Genomic DNA, 15169 nt, shown 5'->3' on the forward strand with positions numbered 1-15169 from the left:
TCGCGCAGGCTTTTCAAATCCCCAAGGAGGCTCCATGACCCTTACAGGCAACCTGCTGATCGGCCACACCCCGGTAACCGGCAGCCGCGCGGCGATCCACGCCGTCAACCCGGCAACCGGCCTGGCGCTGGAACCACCCTACTTCGGCGGTAGCGGCGAACAGGTGGCCCAAGCCTGCGCCCTGGCCTGGGCGGCGTTCGATGCCTACCGCGAAACCTCGCTCGAACAACGGGCCCACTTTCTCGAAACCATCGCCGCGCAGATCGAAGCGCTGGGCGATGCCCTGATCGACCGGGCCGTGGCCGAAACCGGCCTGCCCAAGGCGCGCATCCAGGGCGAACGCGGCCGTACCTGCACCCAGCTGCGCACCTTCGCCCGTGTGGTGCGCGCCGGTGAATGGCTGGATGTGCGCATCGACGAAGCCCAGCCCGAACGCCAGCCGCTGCCGCGCAGCGACCTGCGCCAGCGCCAAGTGGCCTTGGGGCCGGTGGCCGTGTTCGGCGCCAGCAACTTCCCCTTGGCCTTCTCGGTGGCCGGCGGTGACACCGCCTCGGCATTGGCTGCAGGCTGCCCGGTCGTGGTCAAGGCCCACAGCGCGCACCCCGGCACCAGCGAACTGGTCGGCCGGGCCCTGGCGCAGGCGGCGCAACAGTGCGGCTTGCCAGAAGGCGTGTTCTCGCTGCTGTACGGCGCCGGCCATGAAGTCGGCATCGCGCTGGTCAGCGACCCGCGCATCCAGGCGGTTGGCTTCACCGGCTCGCGCAGCGGTGGCATGGCGCTGCGCCAGGCTGCCCAGGCACGCCAGCAGCCGATCCCGGTGTATGCCGAAATGAGTTCGATCAACCCGGTGTTCCTGTGCAATGCGGCCCTGCAAGCCCGCGGCGAAGCACTGGCGCAAGGTTTTGTCGCGTCGCTGACCCAGGGCGCCGGCCAGTTCTGCACCAACCCGGGCCTGGTGATCGCCCGCCAAGGCCCGGCCTTGCAGCGTTTCATCAGTGCGGCCAGCCACCACCTGCAACAGGCGGCTGCGCAAACCATGCTCACCCCGGGCATTTTCAGTGCGTACCAGGCCGGCGTCGCGGCCCTGGCGGAAAACGCCAATGCCCAGCCCGCCGCCAGCGGCCAGGGCGGCACCGGCCCTAACCAGTGCCAGGCGCAGCTGTTCGTCACCCAGGCCGAGGCCTTCCTTGCCGACCCGGCGTTGCAGGGCGAGGTGTTCGGCGCGGCCTCGTTGCTGGTCGCCTGCAGCAGCGATGAGCAAATGCGCCAGGTTGCCGAGCACCTGGAGGGCCAATTGACCGCCACCCTGCACCTGGACGAAGCCGACATCGACAGCGCCCGCGCCCTGCTGCCCACCTTGGAACGCAAGGCCGGGCGGCTGTTGGTCAACGGCTGGCCGACCGGGGTCGAGGTGTGTGACGCAATGGTGCATGGCGGCCCGTTCCCGGCCACCACCGATGCGCGCACCACTTCGGTGGGTACAGCGGCGATCCTGCGTTTCCTGCGCCCGGTGTGCTACCAGGACTTCCCCGATGCGCTGCTGCCACAGGCCCTGCAACAGGCCAACCCGCTGCAACTGCGGCGCCTGCTGGACGGTAAACGGGAAGACTGAGCATGCACCAAACCGCTGAAACCGACATCGCCGTGGTGGGCGCCGGCATCGTCGGCGTCGCCTGCGCCCTGCAACTGGCCCGTCAGGGCCGCCGGGTCACCCTACTCGACCGCCAGGCGCCCGGCCATGGCGCCTCGTTCGGCAATGCCGGGCACCTGGCGACCGAGCAAGTGTTCCCGATTGCCGACCTGTCGATCCTCAAGCGCCTGCCACGTATGCTGCTCGACCCCATGGGCCCGCTGCGGCTGGACTGGAAGTACCTGCCCAAGGCCATGCCGTGGTTCACCCGGCTGCTGCTTAACCTGCGCCCGGCGCCGTTCCAGCGCAGCGTGGCCGGCATTCGCCGGTTGAACGAAGCCAGCCTGGGTGCCTGGCAACAACTGCTGGGCTCGATCGGGCGCAGCGAGCTGTTCCACGCAGCGGGCTCGCTGCTGGTGTTCGAGCGCCCCGAATCACGGCAGGCGCTGGCGGCGTTGCAGGCGCGCCTGCAACAGCAGGCCGTGCCCGTGGATTACTGGTCGGCACACGCCGTACGCGCAGCCGCGCCCCAGCTGAGCGAGTCGTTGCTTGGCGGGTTGTTTTTCCCCAGGACCGGGCATTTCATCGACCCCTACCGGGTGGTCTGCGCGTTGTTCGAGGCGGCCAAGGCCAGCGGCGTGCGCTTTGTGCAAGCGCAGGTAGAGGGTGGCCACCTGCACAGCGGCGGGGTCAGCCTGGCCAGCGCCCAGGGCACGTTCAACGCCCGCCAGGTGCTGCTCAGTTGCGGTGCGCATTCGGCACGGCTCACCGCGGCCCTGACCGGCAAACGGGTGCCGCTGGACACCGAGCGTGGCTACCACCTGATGCTGCCTGGCGAACACCAGCGCCTGCCCTTTGCGGTCACTTCGCTGGAGCGCAAGTTCATCATGACCCCCATGGCCGAAGGCCTGCGCCTGGCGGGCACGGTGGAGTTCGCCGGGCTGGAGGCGCCGCCGAGCATGCAGCGGGCGTGGCAGTTGCACCGCTTGAGCAAAGGCTTGTTTCAGCAAGAGCTGAGTGTCGAAGGCGCCACGCCGTGGATGGGCTTTCGGCCTTCGCTGCCCGATTCACTGCCGGTGATCGACCGTGTGTGTGACGGGCGGGTGCTGTTGGCGTTCGGGCACCAACACCTGGGGTTGACCCAGGCGGCGGTCACGGCGCAATGGGTGGGGCGTTTGGCCGAGCGGGCTGGCGGGGCCGAGCTGGCGGCTTACCGGCTGGGCCGTTTTGGGAGATTCTAGGGGCTTGCCGATGGCATCACTCGGCGCGGCATCTTCAGGGTTTGGGAGATCGAGCGCCGCCCGCGCGGCGCATCGCGAGCTGGCGCTCGCTCCTACGTTTGTTTCGGGCCAATTATGCCTGTGGGATTTGCGCGCGAACGCCTTGGCGCATGCCTCAATATCGCGCCGTACGAACAAGGCGGCCGCGCGCGCCTGTCACAGGCGTTACTGGCCCGAAACAAACGTAGGAGCGAGCGTGTCGCGATGGGCCGCAACGCGGCCCCAAAAGCCCCAATGTTTCGCGTAGCATGCCCCCACCGTAACCCGAGACACCGCCCCATGCTGATCCCCTACGAGCACCTGCAAGCCGAAACACTGACCCGCCTGATCGAAGACTTCGTCACCCGCGACGGTACCGACAATGGTGACGATACCCCGCTCGAAACACGGGTACTGCGGGTACGCCAGGCATTGGCCAAGGGCCAGGCCTTCATCCTTTTCGACCCCGAAAGCCAGCAGTGCCAGTTGCTGGCCAAGCATGACGTGCCGCGGGAACTGCTCGACTAGCCGGCCTCGGCTTTCTTGGCTTCCTTGATGCGCTTGTACACCTCGGACCGGTGCACCGGCACTTCCCGTGGGGCGTCCACGCCAAAGCGCACCACCCCGTCACGGGTTTCGACCACCACGAGGCGGATGTTCTCACCGATCATGATGACCTCGCCCACTTCGCGCCCTATCACCAACATGTTCCGGTCCTCCTGCACAAGGTAAAACCGGAGACTGCATCGTCAGGATCAGGCTACTCAATAGCTCCGCAGCGATTCAGAAGCGCCCTACATCTACTGGTAATTCGCCCTACAGATATTTCATCGCGAAACCGCTTTGGCACGCATTTTCACGGCCATTTCGGCCATTTCCTGGTAGAGCCGCTCGGGGGCTTGCCGCTTCAATTCCCAAGCCTGCCGCCCGGCCTCATGCGGCATAATCAGGAACTCGCCAGCAGCGACCTGCCGGTGGATGTAGTCGGCAATGTCCGCCGCATTGATCGGCGACCCTTCCAGCAACTTGCCGACCTGCGCCTTCATGGCCGGGTTCGGGCCGCGGAACGAGTCCAGCAGATTGGTCTGGAAGAACGACGGGCACACCACATGCACCGCCACTTCCACCTGGCGCAATTCCACCAGCAGGCTCTCCGACAGCGCCAGCACGCCGGCCTTGGCGACGTTGTAGTTGCTCATGCCCGGCCCCTGCATCAGGGCGGCCATCGACGCGACGTTGATGATGCGCCCCTTGCTGCGCTCCAGCAGGGGCAGGAAGGCCTTGCAGCCCTTGACCACGCCCATCAGGTTGACGGCGATCTGCCAGTCCCAGTCTTCCAGCGACAGCTCGGCAAAGAACCCGCCCGAGGCAACCCCGGCGTTGTTGACCACCACGTCGATGCCACCGAACTGCTCGGTACAGGCCTGGGCCAGGGCTGTGAGCTGGCTGTAGTCGCGCACGTCGCAGCGCTGGACGAAACCCTCACCGCCGGCCGCACGGGCCAGGTCCAGCGTTTCACGCAGGCCGCTCTCGTTGACATCGGCCAGCGCCAGGCGCCACCCCTCACGTGCCCAACGCAGGGCAATCTCGCGCCCGAGGCCTGAGCCGGCTCCGGTAATCATGATGCGGTTGTGCATGGTGGCTGGCCCTGTCTCGTTGAGGAATGAAACGAGTCTAAACAAGGGGCTGGCCAAGGGCAGGGTTCATCAGGGTAGTGAATGTGGGGGCATGAACCGGCACAAAATGGAATCTTTCACATTGCCCAACAGTCCGAACTTACAAGAGGCCGGCAACCCGAGGCCCTTGACCCCCAACCACGCAAGGACACGTACATGACCACGATCCTCATCATCATCCTGATTCTTCTGTTGATTGGTGGCTTACCGGTCTTCCCACACTCGCGCAGCTGGGGCTACGGCCCGTCCGGCATCGTCGGCGTGGTACTGGTGGTCCTGCTGGTGTTGTTACTGCTGGGCAGGATCTAGCGGCGCCACGCTAGGCATAAAAAAACCGCGCTTCGGCGCGGTTTTTTCATGGGCGGGCGGGCTCAGTGCGACACGGCACCCGAAGCCCCCAGGCCAGTCTGCGAACGGACGAACTGCGGGAAGAACAGCGCGCGTTCGTTTTCTGCGGCCTTGGACTTGTCGGTGACCGAGAAGAACCAGATGCTGACGAAGGCAATGGCCATCGAGAACAGCGCCGGGTACTCGTACGGGTAGATCGGCTTTTCATGGCCCAGGATCTGCACCCAGATGGTCGGGCCAAGGATCATCAGCGTCACTGCGCTGACCAGGCCCAGCCAGCCGCCGATCATGGCGCCACGGGTGGTCAGCTTTTTCCAGTACATCGAAAGCAGCAGGACCGGGAAGTTGCAGCTGGCGGCGATGGAGAACGCCAGGCCGACCATGAAGGCGATGTTCTGCTTCTCGAACAGGATGCCCAGGCCGATCGCCAGTACGCCGAGGGCGACGGTGGTGATCTTCGACACGCGGATCTCGTCCTTGTCGTTGGCCTTGCCCTTGCGCCACACGCTGGCGTACAGGTCGTGGGACACTGCCGAGGCGCCCGCCAGGGTCAGGCCGGCGACCACCGCCAGGATGGTGGCGAACGCCACTGCCGAGATGAAGCCGAGGAACACGCTGCCACCCACGGCATTGGCCAGGTGCACCGCGGCCATGTTGTTGCCGCCCAGCAGCGCGCCTGCGGCGTCCTTGAAGTCAGGATTGGTGCTGACCAGCAGGATGGCGCCAAAGCCGATGATGAAGGTGAGGATGTAGAAGTAGCCGATGAAGCCGGTGGCGTACAGCACGCTCTTGCGGGCTTCCTTGGCGTCACTGACGGTGAAGAAGCGCATCAGGATGTGCGGCAGGCCGGCCGTACCGAACATCAGCGCCAGGCCCAGCGAGAACGCCGAGATCGGGTCTTTGACCAGGCCGCCCGGGCTCATGATGGCCTCGCCCTTGGCGTGCACCTTGATCGCCTCGGAGAACAGCGTATTGAAATCGAAGCCGACGTGTTTCATCACCATCAGCGCCATGAAGCTGGCACCGGACAGCAACAGCACGGCCTTGATGATCTGTACCCAGGTGGTGGCGAGCATGCCGCCGAACAGCACGTACAGGCACATCAGGATACCCACCAGGATCACCGCCACATGGTAGTCCAGGCCGAACAGCAGCTCGATGAGCTTGCCGGCACCGACCATCTGCGCGATCAGGTAGAACGCCACCACCACCAGCGAGCCGGAAGCCGACAGGGTGCGGATTTCCTTTTGCCCCAGGCGGTACGAAGCCACGTCGGCGAAGGTGTACTTGCCCAGGTTGCGCAGGCGTTCGGCAATCAGGAAGAGAATGATCGGCCAGCCGACCAAGAAGCCGATCGAGTAGATCAGGCCATCGTAGCCAGAGGTGAACACCAGTGCGGAAATGCCCAGGAACGAGGCTGCCGACATGTAGTCGCCGGCAATCGCCAGGCCATTCTGGAAACCGGTGATCTTGCCGCCGGCGGCGTAGTAGTCCGACGCCGACTTGTTGCGCTTGGAGGCCCAGTAGGTGATGCCCAGGGTGAAGGCGACGAACGCCACGAACATGGCGATGGCAGAGACGTTCAGCGGTTGCTTCTGCACCTCGCCGGTCAGGGCATCGGCGGCCCACACGGCGGGTGCGAAGGCTCCGCAGGCCAGTATGGCCAGGGCTTTGGCGTGGCGAATCATTGTTGCGCCTCCTTCAGGATGGCCTTGTTCAGCTCATCGAACTCGCCGTTTGCGCGGCGCACGTAGATGGCGGTAAGGACGAATGCCGAGACGATCAGGCCGACGCCGATGGGGATACCCCAGGTGATCGACGACTCAGGGCTGAGCTTGGCGCCCAGTATGTGAGGACCGTAGGCAATCAGAAGGATGAAAGCGCAGTACAAGCCGAGCATGATCGCCGAGAGAATCCAGGCGAACCGTTCGCGTTTGCTGACCAGCTCCTTGAAGCGAGGGCTGTTTTGTATCGAGAGGTAAATGCTGTCGTTCATTGTTTTTGTCCTAGCAGCACAAGTAGGGAAACACCCACACCCTTACTTTATGCTGCCGATGGACGCCAACCAGACGACCTTAGTCTTAGATGCAACGGTGTTTTACCGTTTGCGTAACAAAGTGCCGGGCCATTCGCGGGAAAACCCGCTGCCATAGGGCCCACCACAAGGTTCAGCCTTGTGATAGCCCTGCGGCAGCGGGTTTACCCGCGAAGCAACAAAACCGGCCCTTCAGGTCGTTACTTGCCAGTCCATTCCTTCACGCGGTCCGGGTGCTTGGCCACCCAATCCTTGGCCGCCGCTTCAGGCTTGGCGCCTTCCTGGATGGCCAGCATCACTTCGCCAATCTCGTCTTTGGACTGCCAGCTGAATTTCTTCAGGAACTCGGCCACTTCCGGTGCCTTGGTCGCCAGTTCTTTGCTGCCGATGCTGTTTACGGTTTCCGACGCGCCATAAACGCCTTTCGGGTCTTCGAGGAACTTCAGCTTCCACTTGGCGAACATCCAGTGCGGCACCCAGCCGGTCACTGCAATCGACTGCTGCTTGGCGTAGGCACGGCCCAGTTCGGCGGTCATCGCGGCGCCCGAGCTGGCCTGCAGCTTGTAGCCGGTCAGGTCGTAATCTTTGATGGCCTGTTCGGTCTTGATCATCACGCCCGAGCCTGCATCGATGCCGACGATCTTCTGCTTGAAGCTGTTGTCGGTCTTGAGGTCGGCGATGCTGGTGGCCTTGACGTACTCAGGCACGATCAAGCCGATCTTGGCATCTTTGAAGTTGGCGCCGTAGTCGACCACGTTATCCTTGTTCTTGGCCCAGTACTCGCCATGGGTCACCGGCAACCAGGCCGACAACATGGCATCGAGCTTGCCGGTCGCCACACCCTGCCACATGATCCCGGTGGCAACGGCCTGCAACTTCACATCGTAGCCGAGCTTCTGCTTGATTACTTCGGCCGCCACGTTGGTGGTTGCCACGCTGTCGGCCCAGCCGTCCACGTAGCCAATGCTCACTTCCTTGGCCATTGCCTGTGCTGCGCTTAATCCCAGTACCAGGGCAGTGCCCACGCCCAGGAAACGTCGCATTTTTTTCAAAGTCGCCATCAAAGCATCCCCTCGTCAGGTCTTGGAGATTCCATCATCTGCCTGCAACCCCGGGCGACCTGATCCAGCTGCGACCTGTACCTGCCCCATATGCGACAGCACTGTGCCATTAGCGCCATATGCCCACCACGACCTGCGCGATCCTTGCATGCCAAAGCTTTGGCGCCGGGCTACTATCTATCCCTTTGTGCCTGACGATGGACCGCCTGATGCCCCGTTCTGCCCGCGCGCTGCTGCCGTTGTACCTGCTTGCCTGCCTTTTTGCCCTGCTGGGGCTGGGAGCGCTCTGGTACGGGCTCGGCAAGCCGCTGCAACTGCCCGATGCCGCGAGCCCTGCACACAAGCTGCAATGTGCCTCGTACACACCGTTCGACAAGGACCAGTCGCCCTACGACCAACCGTTTCGGCTGCGCCCGCAGCGCATGGATGCCGACCTGGCCTTGTTGGCCGAACGCTTTCAGTGCATTCGCACCTATTCCATGACCGGTCTTGAAGCAATACCGGCGCTGGCGCGCAAGCACGGCCTGAAGGTGATGCTGGGGGCCTGGGTCAATGCGCACGCCGCCGACACCGAGCGGGAAATCAACCTGCTGATCGCCGCCGCCAACGCCAACCCCGACGTGGTCAGCGCAGTGATCGTCGGCAACGAAACCCTGCTGCGCAAGGAGGTGACCGGTGCGCACCTGGCCACGCTGATCGCCCGGGTGAAAAGCCAGGTGCACGTGCCGGTGACCTACGCCGATGTCTGGGAATTCTGGTTGCAGCACCCGCAGGTGGCACCGGCGGTGGACTTCCTCACCATTCACCTGTTGCCCTACTGGGAGGACGACCCCCAGGGCATCGACCAGGCCTTGGCCCATGTCGCCGATGTACGCCGGGTGTTCGGTACGCGCTTTGCGCCCAAGGACGTCCTGATTGGTGAAACCGGCTGGCCCAGCGAAGGCCGCCAGCGCGAGACGGCAGTGCCCAGCCGGGTCAATGAAGCGCGCTTCATTCGTGGTTTTGTGAGCATGGCAGAGGCCAATGGCTGGCACTACAACCTGATCGAGGCCTTCGACCAGCCGTGGAAGCGTGCCAACGAAGGTGCGGTGGGCGGGTACTGGGGGTTGTACGATGCCGACCGGCAGGACAAGGGTGTGCTGGAAGGGCCGGTGAGCAACCTGCACTACTGGCCGCAGTGGTTGCTGGGCAGCGCCGCGCTGATGCTGGTCATGCTGGTGCTGGCCGGGCGCCCCGCCACCCTGCGGGCGGCGTTGCTGTTACCGCTGCTGGCTGCGCTGGGGGCGGGTTGCCTGGGCCTGTGGGGCGAGCTGGTGCGCACCCATGCGCGCTTCGCCGGGGAATGGGTGTGGGCGCTGGCGCTGGTCGCATTGAACCTGTTGGTGCTGGCCCATGCCGTGTTGGCCCAGGCGCAGCGCGCCGGTTGGCGCGAGCGGCTGTTCGCCGGGTTGCAGGCCCGCGCCGGCTGGCTGTTGCTGGCAGCAAGCTTCGCTGCGGCGGTGAGCATGCTGGCGCTGGTGTTCGACCCGCGCTACCGCAGCTTCCCCACTGCAGCGCTGGCGTTGCCGGCGCTGGTGTACGCGCTGTGGCCGGTGCGCGCGCCGCGGGCGGAGGTGGCATTGCTGGCGTTTATCGTGGGCGCCGGGGTGGCGCCACAGCTGTTTGTCGAAGGGCTGCAGAACCGCCAGGCCTGGGGGTGGGCGGTGGTGAGCGTGGTAATGACCGTGGCGCTGTGGCGCAGCTTGCGGCTGCGCGCGGTGTGATGGCGGCCGCGGCGCACCTTTAATGCGGCGGTTGGCCTGGTCAGGCCCGCTGCTGCGAGCGGACCAACCGCAAGCCCGCCAGCACCAGCGCAAACACCGCAATGCTGGCGGTATACAGCACCAGCGCCGGCACCGCGAACACCAGGGCCAGGAAGGCCAGCCACCAGCCTGCACGGCCGGCGACCACCTGCGCCAACAGGGCCAGGCCCAACCCGCCCCAGGCCAGCACCTGGTGGTGAATGCCCAGCCCCAGCAACGACCGGACCTCGCACTGCCAGTACGCCGCCGGTAACGTGCACAGGCCGACCCACTGGCCGTCTTCCATCAGCCCGTAACGCACCGCGTAACTGGCTGCGAGCCACAGCCCGATGAACAGCATGACCATGGCTGCCGGCAAGGCACGAGACATCCTGTTTTCCCTACAGTCACTATTGAAGAAAACGATGATCACCCATCGCCCCTGATAAGGCAAAATTGTCGGCCTGCAGCTATGTTGCAGATAACAAGAACACCAAAGGCCACTACGCCAGGCAACTTTGTTCAGCCCGCAGTGGTCCTAGCCTGCATACGCTTGACCTTGCGTTCTTTTGGGGGATTACATGCTTCGTACTTTGCGCCTCGCTGCCTTGCTCGGTGGCCTGCTCATGGCTGTGGCCGCTTCAGCGCGCGATATCGACGCCGCCAGCTATGGCTACCCCTTGACCAACCCGTTCGAGGCCACCATCGCCACCACACCGCCGGAGCAGCGCCCGACCCTGCCCAGCGATGAAGACATCGACCAGTCCGACTACAGCCTGAACCTGCGCCCGGAGCGCGAGTTCATCCTGCCCGACAACTTCTGGGCGGTGAAAAAGCTCAAGTACCGCCTGGCCCGCCAGGACCACGCGGCGCCGCTGATCTTCATCATCGCCGGCACCGGGGCCGCCTACACCAGCACCATCAACGAATACCTGAAGAAGCTGTTCTATCAGGCCGGTTTCCACGTGGTGCAGCTGTCGTCGCCTACCAGCTACGACTTCATAAGCGCCGCCTCGCGCTTTGCCACCCCCGGCATCACCCAGGAAGACGCCGAAGACCTGTACCGGGTCATGCAGGCCGTGCGGGCCCAGCACCCGCGCCTGCCGGTCAGCGAGTTCTACCTCACCGGCTACAGCCTGGGGGCCCTCGACGCGGCGTTCGTCAGCCACCTGGACGAAACCCGCCGCAGCTTCAACTTCAAGCGCGTGTTGCTGCTCAACCCACCGGTCAACCTGTACACCTCGATCAACAACCTCGACAAGCTGGTGCAAACCCAGGTCAAGGGCATCGACCGCAGCACCACCTTCTACGAGTTGATGCTGCAAAAGCTCACCCGCTACTTCCAGGACAAGGGTTACATCGACCTCAACGATGCCCTGTTGTACGACTTCCAGCAGTCGAAGCAACATTTGTCCAACGAACAGATGGCCATGTTGATCGGCACCTCGTTCCGCTTCTCGGCGGCCGACATTGCCTTTACCTCCGACCTGATCAACCGTCGCGGCCTGATCATTCCGCCGAAGTACCCGATCACCGAAGGCAGCAGCCTCACGCCGTTCTTCAAACGTGCCCTGCAGTGTGACTTCGACTGCTACATGACCGAGCAGGTAATCCCCATGTGGCGTGCACGCACCGACGGCAACAGCATCCTGCAACTGATCAACCAGGTCAGCTTGTACGCGCTGGCAGACTACCTGCACAGCAGCGACAAGATCGCGGTGATGCACAACGCCGACGACGTCATCCTCGGCCCGGGCGACATCGGCTTCCTGCGCAAGGTCTTTGGTGACCGGCTGACCCTCTACCCCCATGGCGGCCATTGCGGCAACCTCAACTACCGCGTCAACAGCGACGCCATGCTGGAGTTCTTCCGTGGTTAACAAACTCCTCTTCGCCACTGCCCTGCTAGCCGCCGGCCACACCCTGGCCGCCGAAACCGCACCGCGGGCCAGCGTGGTCGAGGCCGACCCGCAGGTGGTTGGCACAGCGCCACTGGTGCCCGAGTCCGACGGTTTTCTCGACCCGCTGCGCGAGCTGAAATTCAACCCCGGCCTGGACCAGCGCGAGTTCGAGCGCTCCACGTTGGAGGCGCTGAACGTGTACGACCCGCTGGAGTCGGTCAACCGGCGCATCTACCACTTCAACTACCGCCTCGACCAGTGGGTGCTGCTGCCGTTGGTGAACGGCTACCAGTACGTCACGCCAAGCTTCGTCCGCACCGGGGTCAGCAACTTCTTCAATAACCTGGGCGATGTGCCGAACCTGTTCAACAGCGTGCTGCAGCTCAAGGCCAAGCGCTCGGCCGAGATCACCGCGCGGCTGATGTTCAACACCATCATTGGCGTAGGCGGGCTGTGGGACCCGGCGACCAGCATGGGCCTGCCACGGCAGAGCGAAGACTTTGGCCAGACGCTGGGCTTCTACGGGGTACCCGAAGGGCCGTACCTGATGCTGCCGCTGCTGGGCCCGTCGAACCTGCGCGATACCACCGGCCTGGCAGTGGACTACGCCGGCGAGCAGAGCATCAACTACCTCAACGTGGCCGACGCCAGCAAGGACCACCCCGAGATCTTCGCCTTGCGCGTGGTGGACAAGCGCTACAACACCAAATTCCGCTATGGCCAGCTCAACTCGCCGTTCGAGTATGAAAAAGTGCGCTACGTGTATACCCAGTCGCGCAAGCTGCAGATAGCCGACTAACCCGGCCCGGCCCTTTGGCGGCGGTGCAATGTCGCGAAAGGGCCGGCGCAGGCGTTATCCGATACCCAGGAACTGGCACAGCTCGCGCTTTTTGGCCAGGGCGTCGCGGCGCCCCAACTCGATCAGCTCACTGCAATAACCGGCTTCGAACAGCAGATAGCTCAACACCCCCGCGCCACTGGTACGGGTTGCCCCCGGCCCGCGCAGGAACAGGCGCAGCGCCGCCGGCAGGTCGCGGCGGTGGCGCGCGGCAATCTCGTCCAGCGGCTGGCTGGGCGCAACCACCAGCACGTCGATCGGTGCCAGGCCCAGGCGGCGTGCGTCCAGGTGCGCTGGCAACAGCCGGCCCAGGTGGTTGAGCCGCTGCAGCAGTTCGATGTCATCTTCCAGGCTGTCGATGAAGGTGCTGTTGAGCAGGTGCCCGCCGATCTGCGCCAGGCTTGGCTGCTGCCCGCTGAACACCCGCTGGGGCGGCAAGGGTGGCGCAGGCCGCTGCGGGTTGCCGCTGACGCCGACCACCAGCACCCGGCTGGCACCCAGGTGCAGGGCCGGGCTTATCGGCGCCGACTGCCGCACCGCACCGTCACCGTAATACTCGTCACCCAGCTGCACCGGCGCGAACAGCAGCGGGATCGCCGCACTGGCCAGCAGGTGGTCGATGCCCAGCGGCGTGGGCACGCCGATGCGGCGGTGGCGCAACCAGGCCTCGATCGAGCCTCGGCCCTGGTAGAAGGTCACCGCCTGGCCGGACTCGTAACCGAAGGCGGTTACCGCTACCGCGCGCAGTTGCTCGGCGGCCAAGGCCTGGCCAATGCCATCCAGGTTCAGCTGCGCCTCCAGCAAGGTGCGCAGCGGGCGGCTGTCGAGCAACGCCACGGGCGCCTGGCCGCCCAGCCCAAGCAGGTTGTGGCCGACAAACCGGCTGGCCTGGCGCACCACCCCAGGCCAGTCACTGCGGATCACCAGGTGGCTGGAAATGTTCTGCCAGAAGTGCGTCAGCCGTTGCACGGCGCTGTTGAACTGGCCGGCACCGCTGGCCAGGGTCACGGCGTTGATGGCCCCTGCCGAAGTGCCGACGATCACCGGGAACGGGTTGGCTGCGCTGGCCGGCAACAGCTCGGCGATGCCGGCCAGTACGCCGACCTGATAGGCGGCGCGGGCGCCACCGCCAGACAGGATAAGGCCGGTTACCGCAGGTGGGGCCATGGCGTGCTTCCCGCCGACACAGGGTTCAACGCTTTTTCTTGTCATACAGCCGCTCAGCCCCTTCGGGCCGCGACTTGAACCTGCGGTGCGCCCACAGGTACTGCTCGGGGCATTCGCGCAGCACGCTTTCGACCCACTGGTTGATGCGCAGGCAATCGGCCTCTTCGCTTTCCCCGGGGAAGTCCGCCAGCGGTGGGTGGATCACCAGCCGGTAGCCGCTGCCATCGTCCAGGCGTTTCTGGGTGAACGGAATGACCTGCGCCTTGCCCAGCCGGGCAAACTTGGTGGTGGCCGTGACCGTTGCGGCGGGTATGCCGAACAACGGCACGAACAGGCTCTGCTTGGTGCCGTAGTCCTGGTCCGGCGCGTACCAGATCGCCCGGCCCGAACGCAGCAGCTTGAGCATGCCACGCACATCCTCGCGTTCCACCGCCAGCGAATCTAGGTTGTGGCGCTCGCGGCCGCTGCGCTGGATGAAATCGAACAGCGCGTTACCATGCTCGCGGTACATGCCGTCGATGGTGTGCTGCTGGCCCAGCAGCGCCGCGCCGATTTCCAGGGTGGTGAAGTGCACCGCCATCAGGATGGCCCCCTGCCCCGCCTGCTGCGCGGCTTGCAGGTGCTCCAGGCCCTCGACATGGGCCAGGCGTGCCAGCCGCGCCTTGGGCCACCACCAGCTCATGGCCATTTCGAAAAAGGCGATGCCGGTGGACGCGAAGTTGGCCTTCAGCAACCGCTGCCGTTCGTCGACTGACAGCTCCGGAAAGCACAACTCCAGGTTGCGCGCAGCAATGCGCCGGCGCTCGCCGGCAAAGTGGTACATCACCGCGCCCAGCGCGGCACCGATTTTCAACAGCACCCGGTACGGCAACTGGACTACCAGCCACAGCAGGCCCAGGCCCAGCCACAGGCCCCAGAACTTTGGGTGAAGGTAATAGCGACGAAAACGCGGGCGTTCCATTGAAGCATCCGGAAAGACAAAGGCTGCGCATTCTACAACGGATCAGCGCATGTTGCGGGCAACCGGTGTTCTCGTTATAAGTCAGGGCACTTTTTCCGCAACAAGCCGTCTATGCAGACCATGAGCCCAAACCACACACCCGACACCGCTTCCGTGTTCCAGCTCAAGGGCAGCATGCTTGCCATCACCGTACTGGAACTGGCGCGCAATGACCTTGAAGCCCTGGACCGCCAGCTGGCGGCCAAAGTCGCCCAGGCGCCGAACTTCTTCAGTAACACGCCGCTGGTGCTGGCGCTGGACAAGCTGCCTGCCGATGAAGGGGCAATCGACCTGCCCGGCTTGATGCGGATCTGCCGCCACCATGGCCTGCGCACGCTGGCCATTCGTGCCAGCCGCATCGAGGACATCGCCGCCGCCATCGCCATCGACCTGCCCGTGCTGCCGCCGTCCGGCGCCCGTGAGCGGCCGCTGGAGCCCGAACCCGAAGCGGTGAAAAAACCAGAACCCGCCCC

Annotated in this window: 15 protein-coding genes and 1 pseudogene; 8 read left to right on the forward strand and 8 right to left on the reverse strand. The window is 64.7% G+C overall.

Annotation, left to right across the window (positions count from 1 at the left end; all coding sequences use genetic code 11):
* The first annotated feature begins 34 nt into the window (after positions 1-34).
* The 3 genes from GYA94_RS17670 to GYA94_RS17680 all read left to right on the forward strand — a co-directional run bounded on the left by GYA94_RS17670 (position 35) and on the right by GYA94_RS17680 (position 3417).
* Positions 35-1612: an aldehyde dehydrogenase (NADP(+)) gene (locus tag GYA94_RS17670; RefSeq protein WP_161892791.1), complete on the forward strand. Its 1578-nt coding sequence runs from the start codon at positions 35-37 to the stop codon at positions 1610-1612.
* Between the two features lie 2 nt (positions 1613-1614).
* Positions 1615-2871 carry an NAD(P)/FAD-dependent oxidoreductase gene (locus tag GYA94_RS17675; RefSeq protein WP_161892792.1) on the forward strand — a complete coding sequence of 419 codons (1257 nt, stop codon included), beginning with the start codon at positions 1615-1617 and terminating at the stop codon, positions 2869-2871.
* A 318-nt stretch (positions 2872-3189) separates the two neighbouring features.
* Positions 3190-3417 (forward strand): YheU family protein, encoded by a 228-nt coding sequence (locus tag GYA94_RS17680; protein ID WP_039603187.1) that lies wholly within the window; start codon positions 3190-3192, stop codon positions 3415-3417.
* On the opposite strand, the gene csrA is transcribed toward GYA94_RS17680, so the two are convergent.
* Both csrA and GYA94_RS17690 read right to left on the reverse strand, forming a co-directional pair.
* Complete coding sequence (gene csrA / locus GYA94_RS17685) at positions 3414-3596, reverse strand: carbon storage regulator CsrA (protein ID WP_009682863.1); 183 nt, start codon at positions 3594-3596, stop codon at positions 3414-3416. The two genes, GYA94_RS17680 and csrA, sit on opposite strands and share 4 nt — an antisense overlap.
* Before the next feature lie 120 nt (positions 3597-3716).
* On the reverse strand, positions 3717-4526 hold the full coding sequence (locus GYA94_RS17690) for an SDR family oxidoreductase (protein ID WP_054890442.1): 810 nt from the start codon (positions 4524-4526) through the stop codon (positions 3717-3719).
* Positions 4527-4721: 195 nt separating this feature from the next.
* Between GYA94_RS17690 and GYA94_RS17695 the strand changes: the two genes are divergently transcribed.
* The gene (locus GYA94_RS17695; protein ID WP_009682861.1) at positions 4722-4874 is read left to right on the forward strand and encodes a DUF3309 family protein; all 153 of its coding nucleotides are present in this window, start codon (positions 4722-4724) and stop codon (positions 4872-4874) included.
* 62 nt (positions 4875-4936) lie between these two features.
* On the opposite strand, the gene GYA94_RS17700 is transcribed toward GYA94_RS17695, so the two are convergent.
* The 3 genes from GYA94_RS17700 to GYA94_RS17710 form a co-directional block, all read right to left on the reverse strand.
* Positions 4937-6601 (reverse strand): cation acetate symporter, encoded by a 1665-nt coding sequence (locus tag GYA94_RS17700; RefSeq protein ID WP_009682860.1) that lies wholly within the window; start codon positions 6599-6601, stop codon positions 4937-4939.
* Positions 6598-6909 (reverse strand): DUF485 domain-containing protein, encoded by a 312-nt coding sequence (locus GYA94_RS17705; RefSeq protein ID WP_009682859.1) that lies wholly within the window; start codon positions 6907-6909, stop codon positions 6598-6600. The genes GYA94_RS17700 and GYA94_RS17705 overlap by 4 nt, the downstream gene beginning before the upstream one ends.
* Positions 6910-7148: 239 nt before the next feature.
* The gene (locus tag GYA94_RS17710) at positions 7149-8009 is read right to left on the reverse strand and encodes a glycine betaine ABC transporter substrate-binding protein (RefSeq protein ID WP_009682858.1); all 861 of its coding nucleotides are present in this window, start codon (positions 8007-8009) and stop codon (positions 7149-7151) included.
* Positions 8010-8206: 197 nt separating this feature from the next.
* Here GYA94_RS17710 and GYA94_RS17715 point away from each other — a divergent pair, with 197 nt between their 5' ends.
* On the forward strand, positions 8207-9772 hold the full coding sequence (locus GYA94_RS17715) for a glycoside hydrolase family 17 protein (RefSeq protein WP_161892793.1): 1566 nt from the start codon (positions 8207-8209) through the stop codon (positions 9770-9772).
* Between the two features lie 40 nt (positions 9773-9812).
* Here the strand turns inward: GYA94_RS17715 and GYA94_RS17720 are convergent, their stop codons facing one another.
* Positions 9813-10181 (reverse strand): hypothetical protein, encoded by a 369-nt coding sequence (locus GYA94_RS17720; protein ID WP_054890444.1) that lies wholly within the window; start codon positions 10179-10181, stop codon positions 9813-9815.
* A gap of 190 nt (positions 10182-10371) precedes the next feature.
* Between GYA94_RS17720 and GYA94_RS17725 the strand changes: the two genes are divergently transcribed.
* Both GYA94_RS17725 and GYA94_RS17730 read left to right on the forward strand, forming a co-directional pair.
* Positions 10372-11670 carry an alpha/beta fold hydrolase family protein gene (locus tag GYA94_RS17725; protein WP_054912170.1) on the forward strand — a complete coding sequence of 433 codons (1299 nt, stop codon included), beginning with the start codon at positions 10372-10374 and terminating at the stop codon, positions 11668-11670.
* Entirely contained in the window at positions 11663-12490 is an 828-nt protein-coding gene (locus GYA94_RS17730; protein ID WP_009682854.1) for an MlaA family lipoprotein, read from the forward strand. Before GYA94_RS17725 ends, GYA94_RS17730 begins: the two co-directional genes overlap by 8 nt.
* 54 nt (positions 12491-12544) lie before the next feature.
* Here GYA94_RS17730 and GYA94_RS17735 read toward each other — a convergent pair whose 3' ends face one another.
* Together GYA94_RS17735 and GYA94_RS17740 are read right to left on the reverse strand one after the other, a co-directional pair.
* Positions 12545-13696, reverse strand: a complete 1152-nt coding sequence (locus GYA94_RS17735; protein WP_110678073.1) for a patatin-like phospholipase family protein — start codon at positions 13694-13696, stop codon at positions 12545-12547.
* Positions 13697-13721: 25 nt separating this feature from the next.
* On the reverse strand, positions 13722-14657 hold the full coding sequence (locus GYA94_RS17740; RefSeq protein ID WP_009682851.1) for a lipid A biosynthesis lauroyl acyltransferase: 936 nt from the start codon (positions 14655-14657) through the stop codon (positions 13722-13724).
* Positions 14658-14768: 111 nt separating this feature from the next.
* On the opposite strand from GYA94_RS17740, the pseudogene minC reads away from it, so the two are divergent.
* A pseudogene (gene minC, locus GYA94_RS17745) lies at positions 14769-15169 on the forward strand (septum site-determining protein MinC); the annotation flags it as partial.

This window comes from Pseudomonas juntendi (assembly GCF_009932375.1).
In the GTDB taxonomy this organism is placed as follows: Bacteria; Pseudomonadota; Gammaproteobacteria; order Pseudomonadales; family Pseudomonadaceae; genus Aquipseudomonas; species Aquipseudomonas juntendi.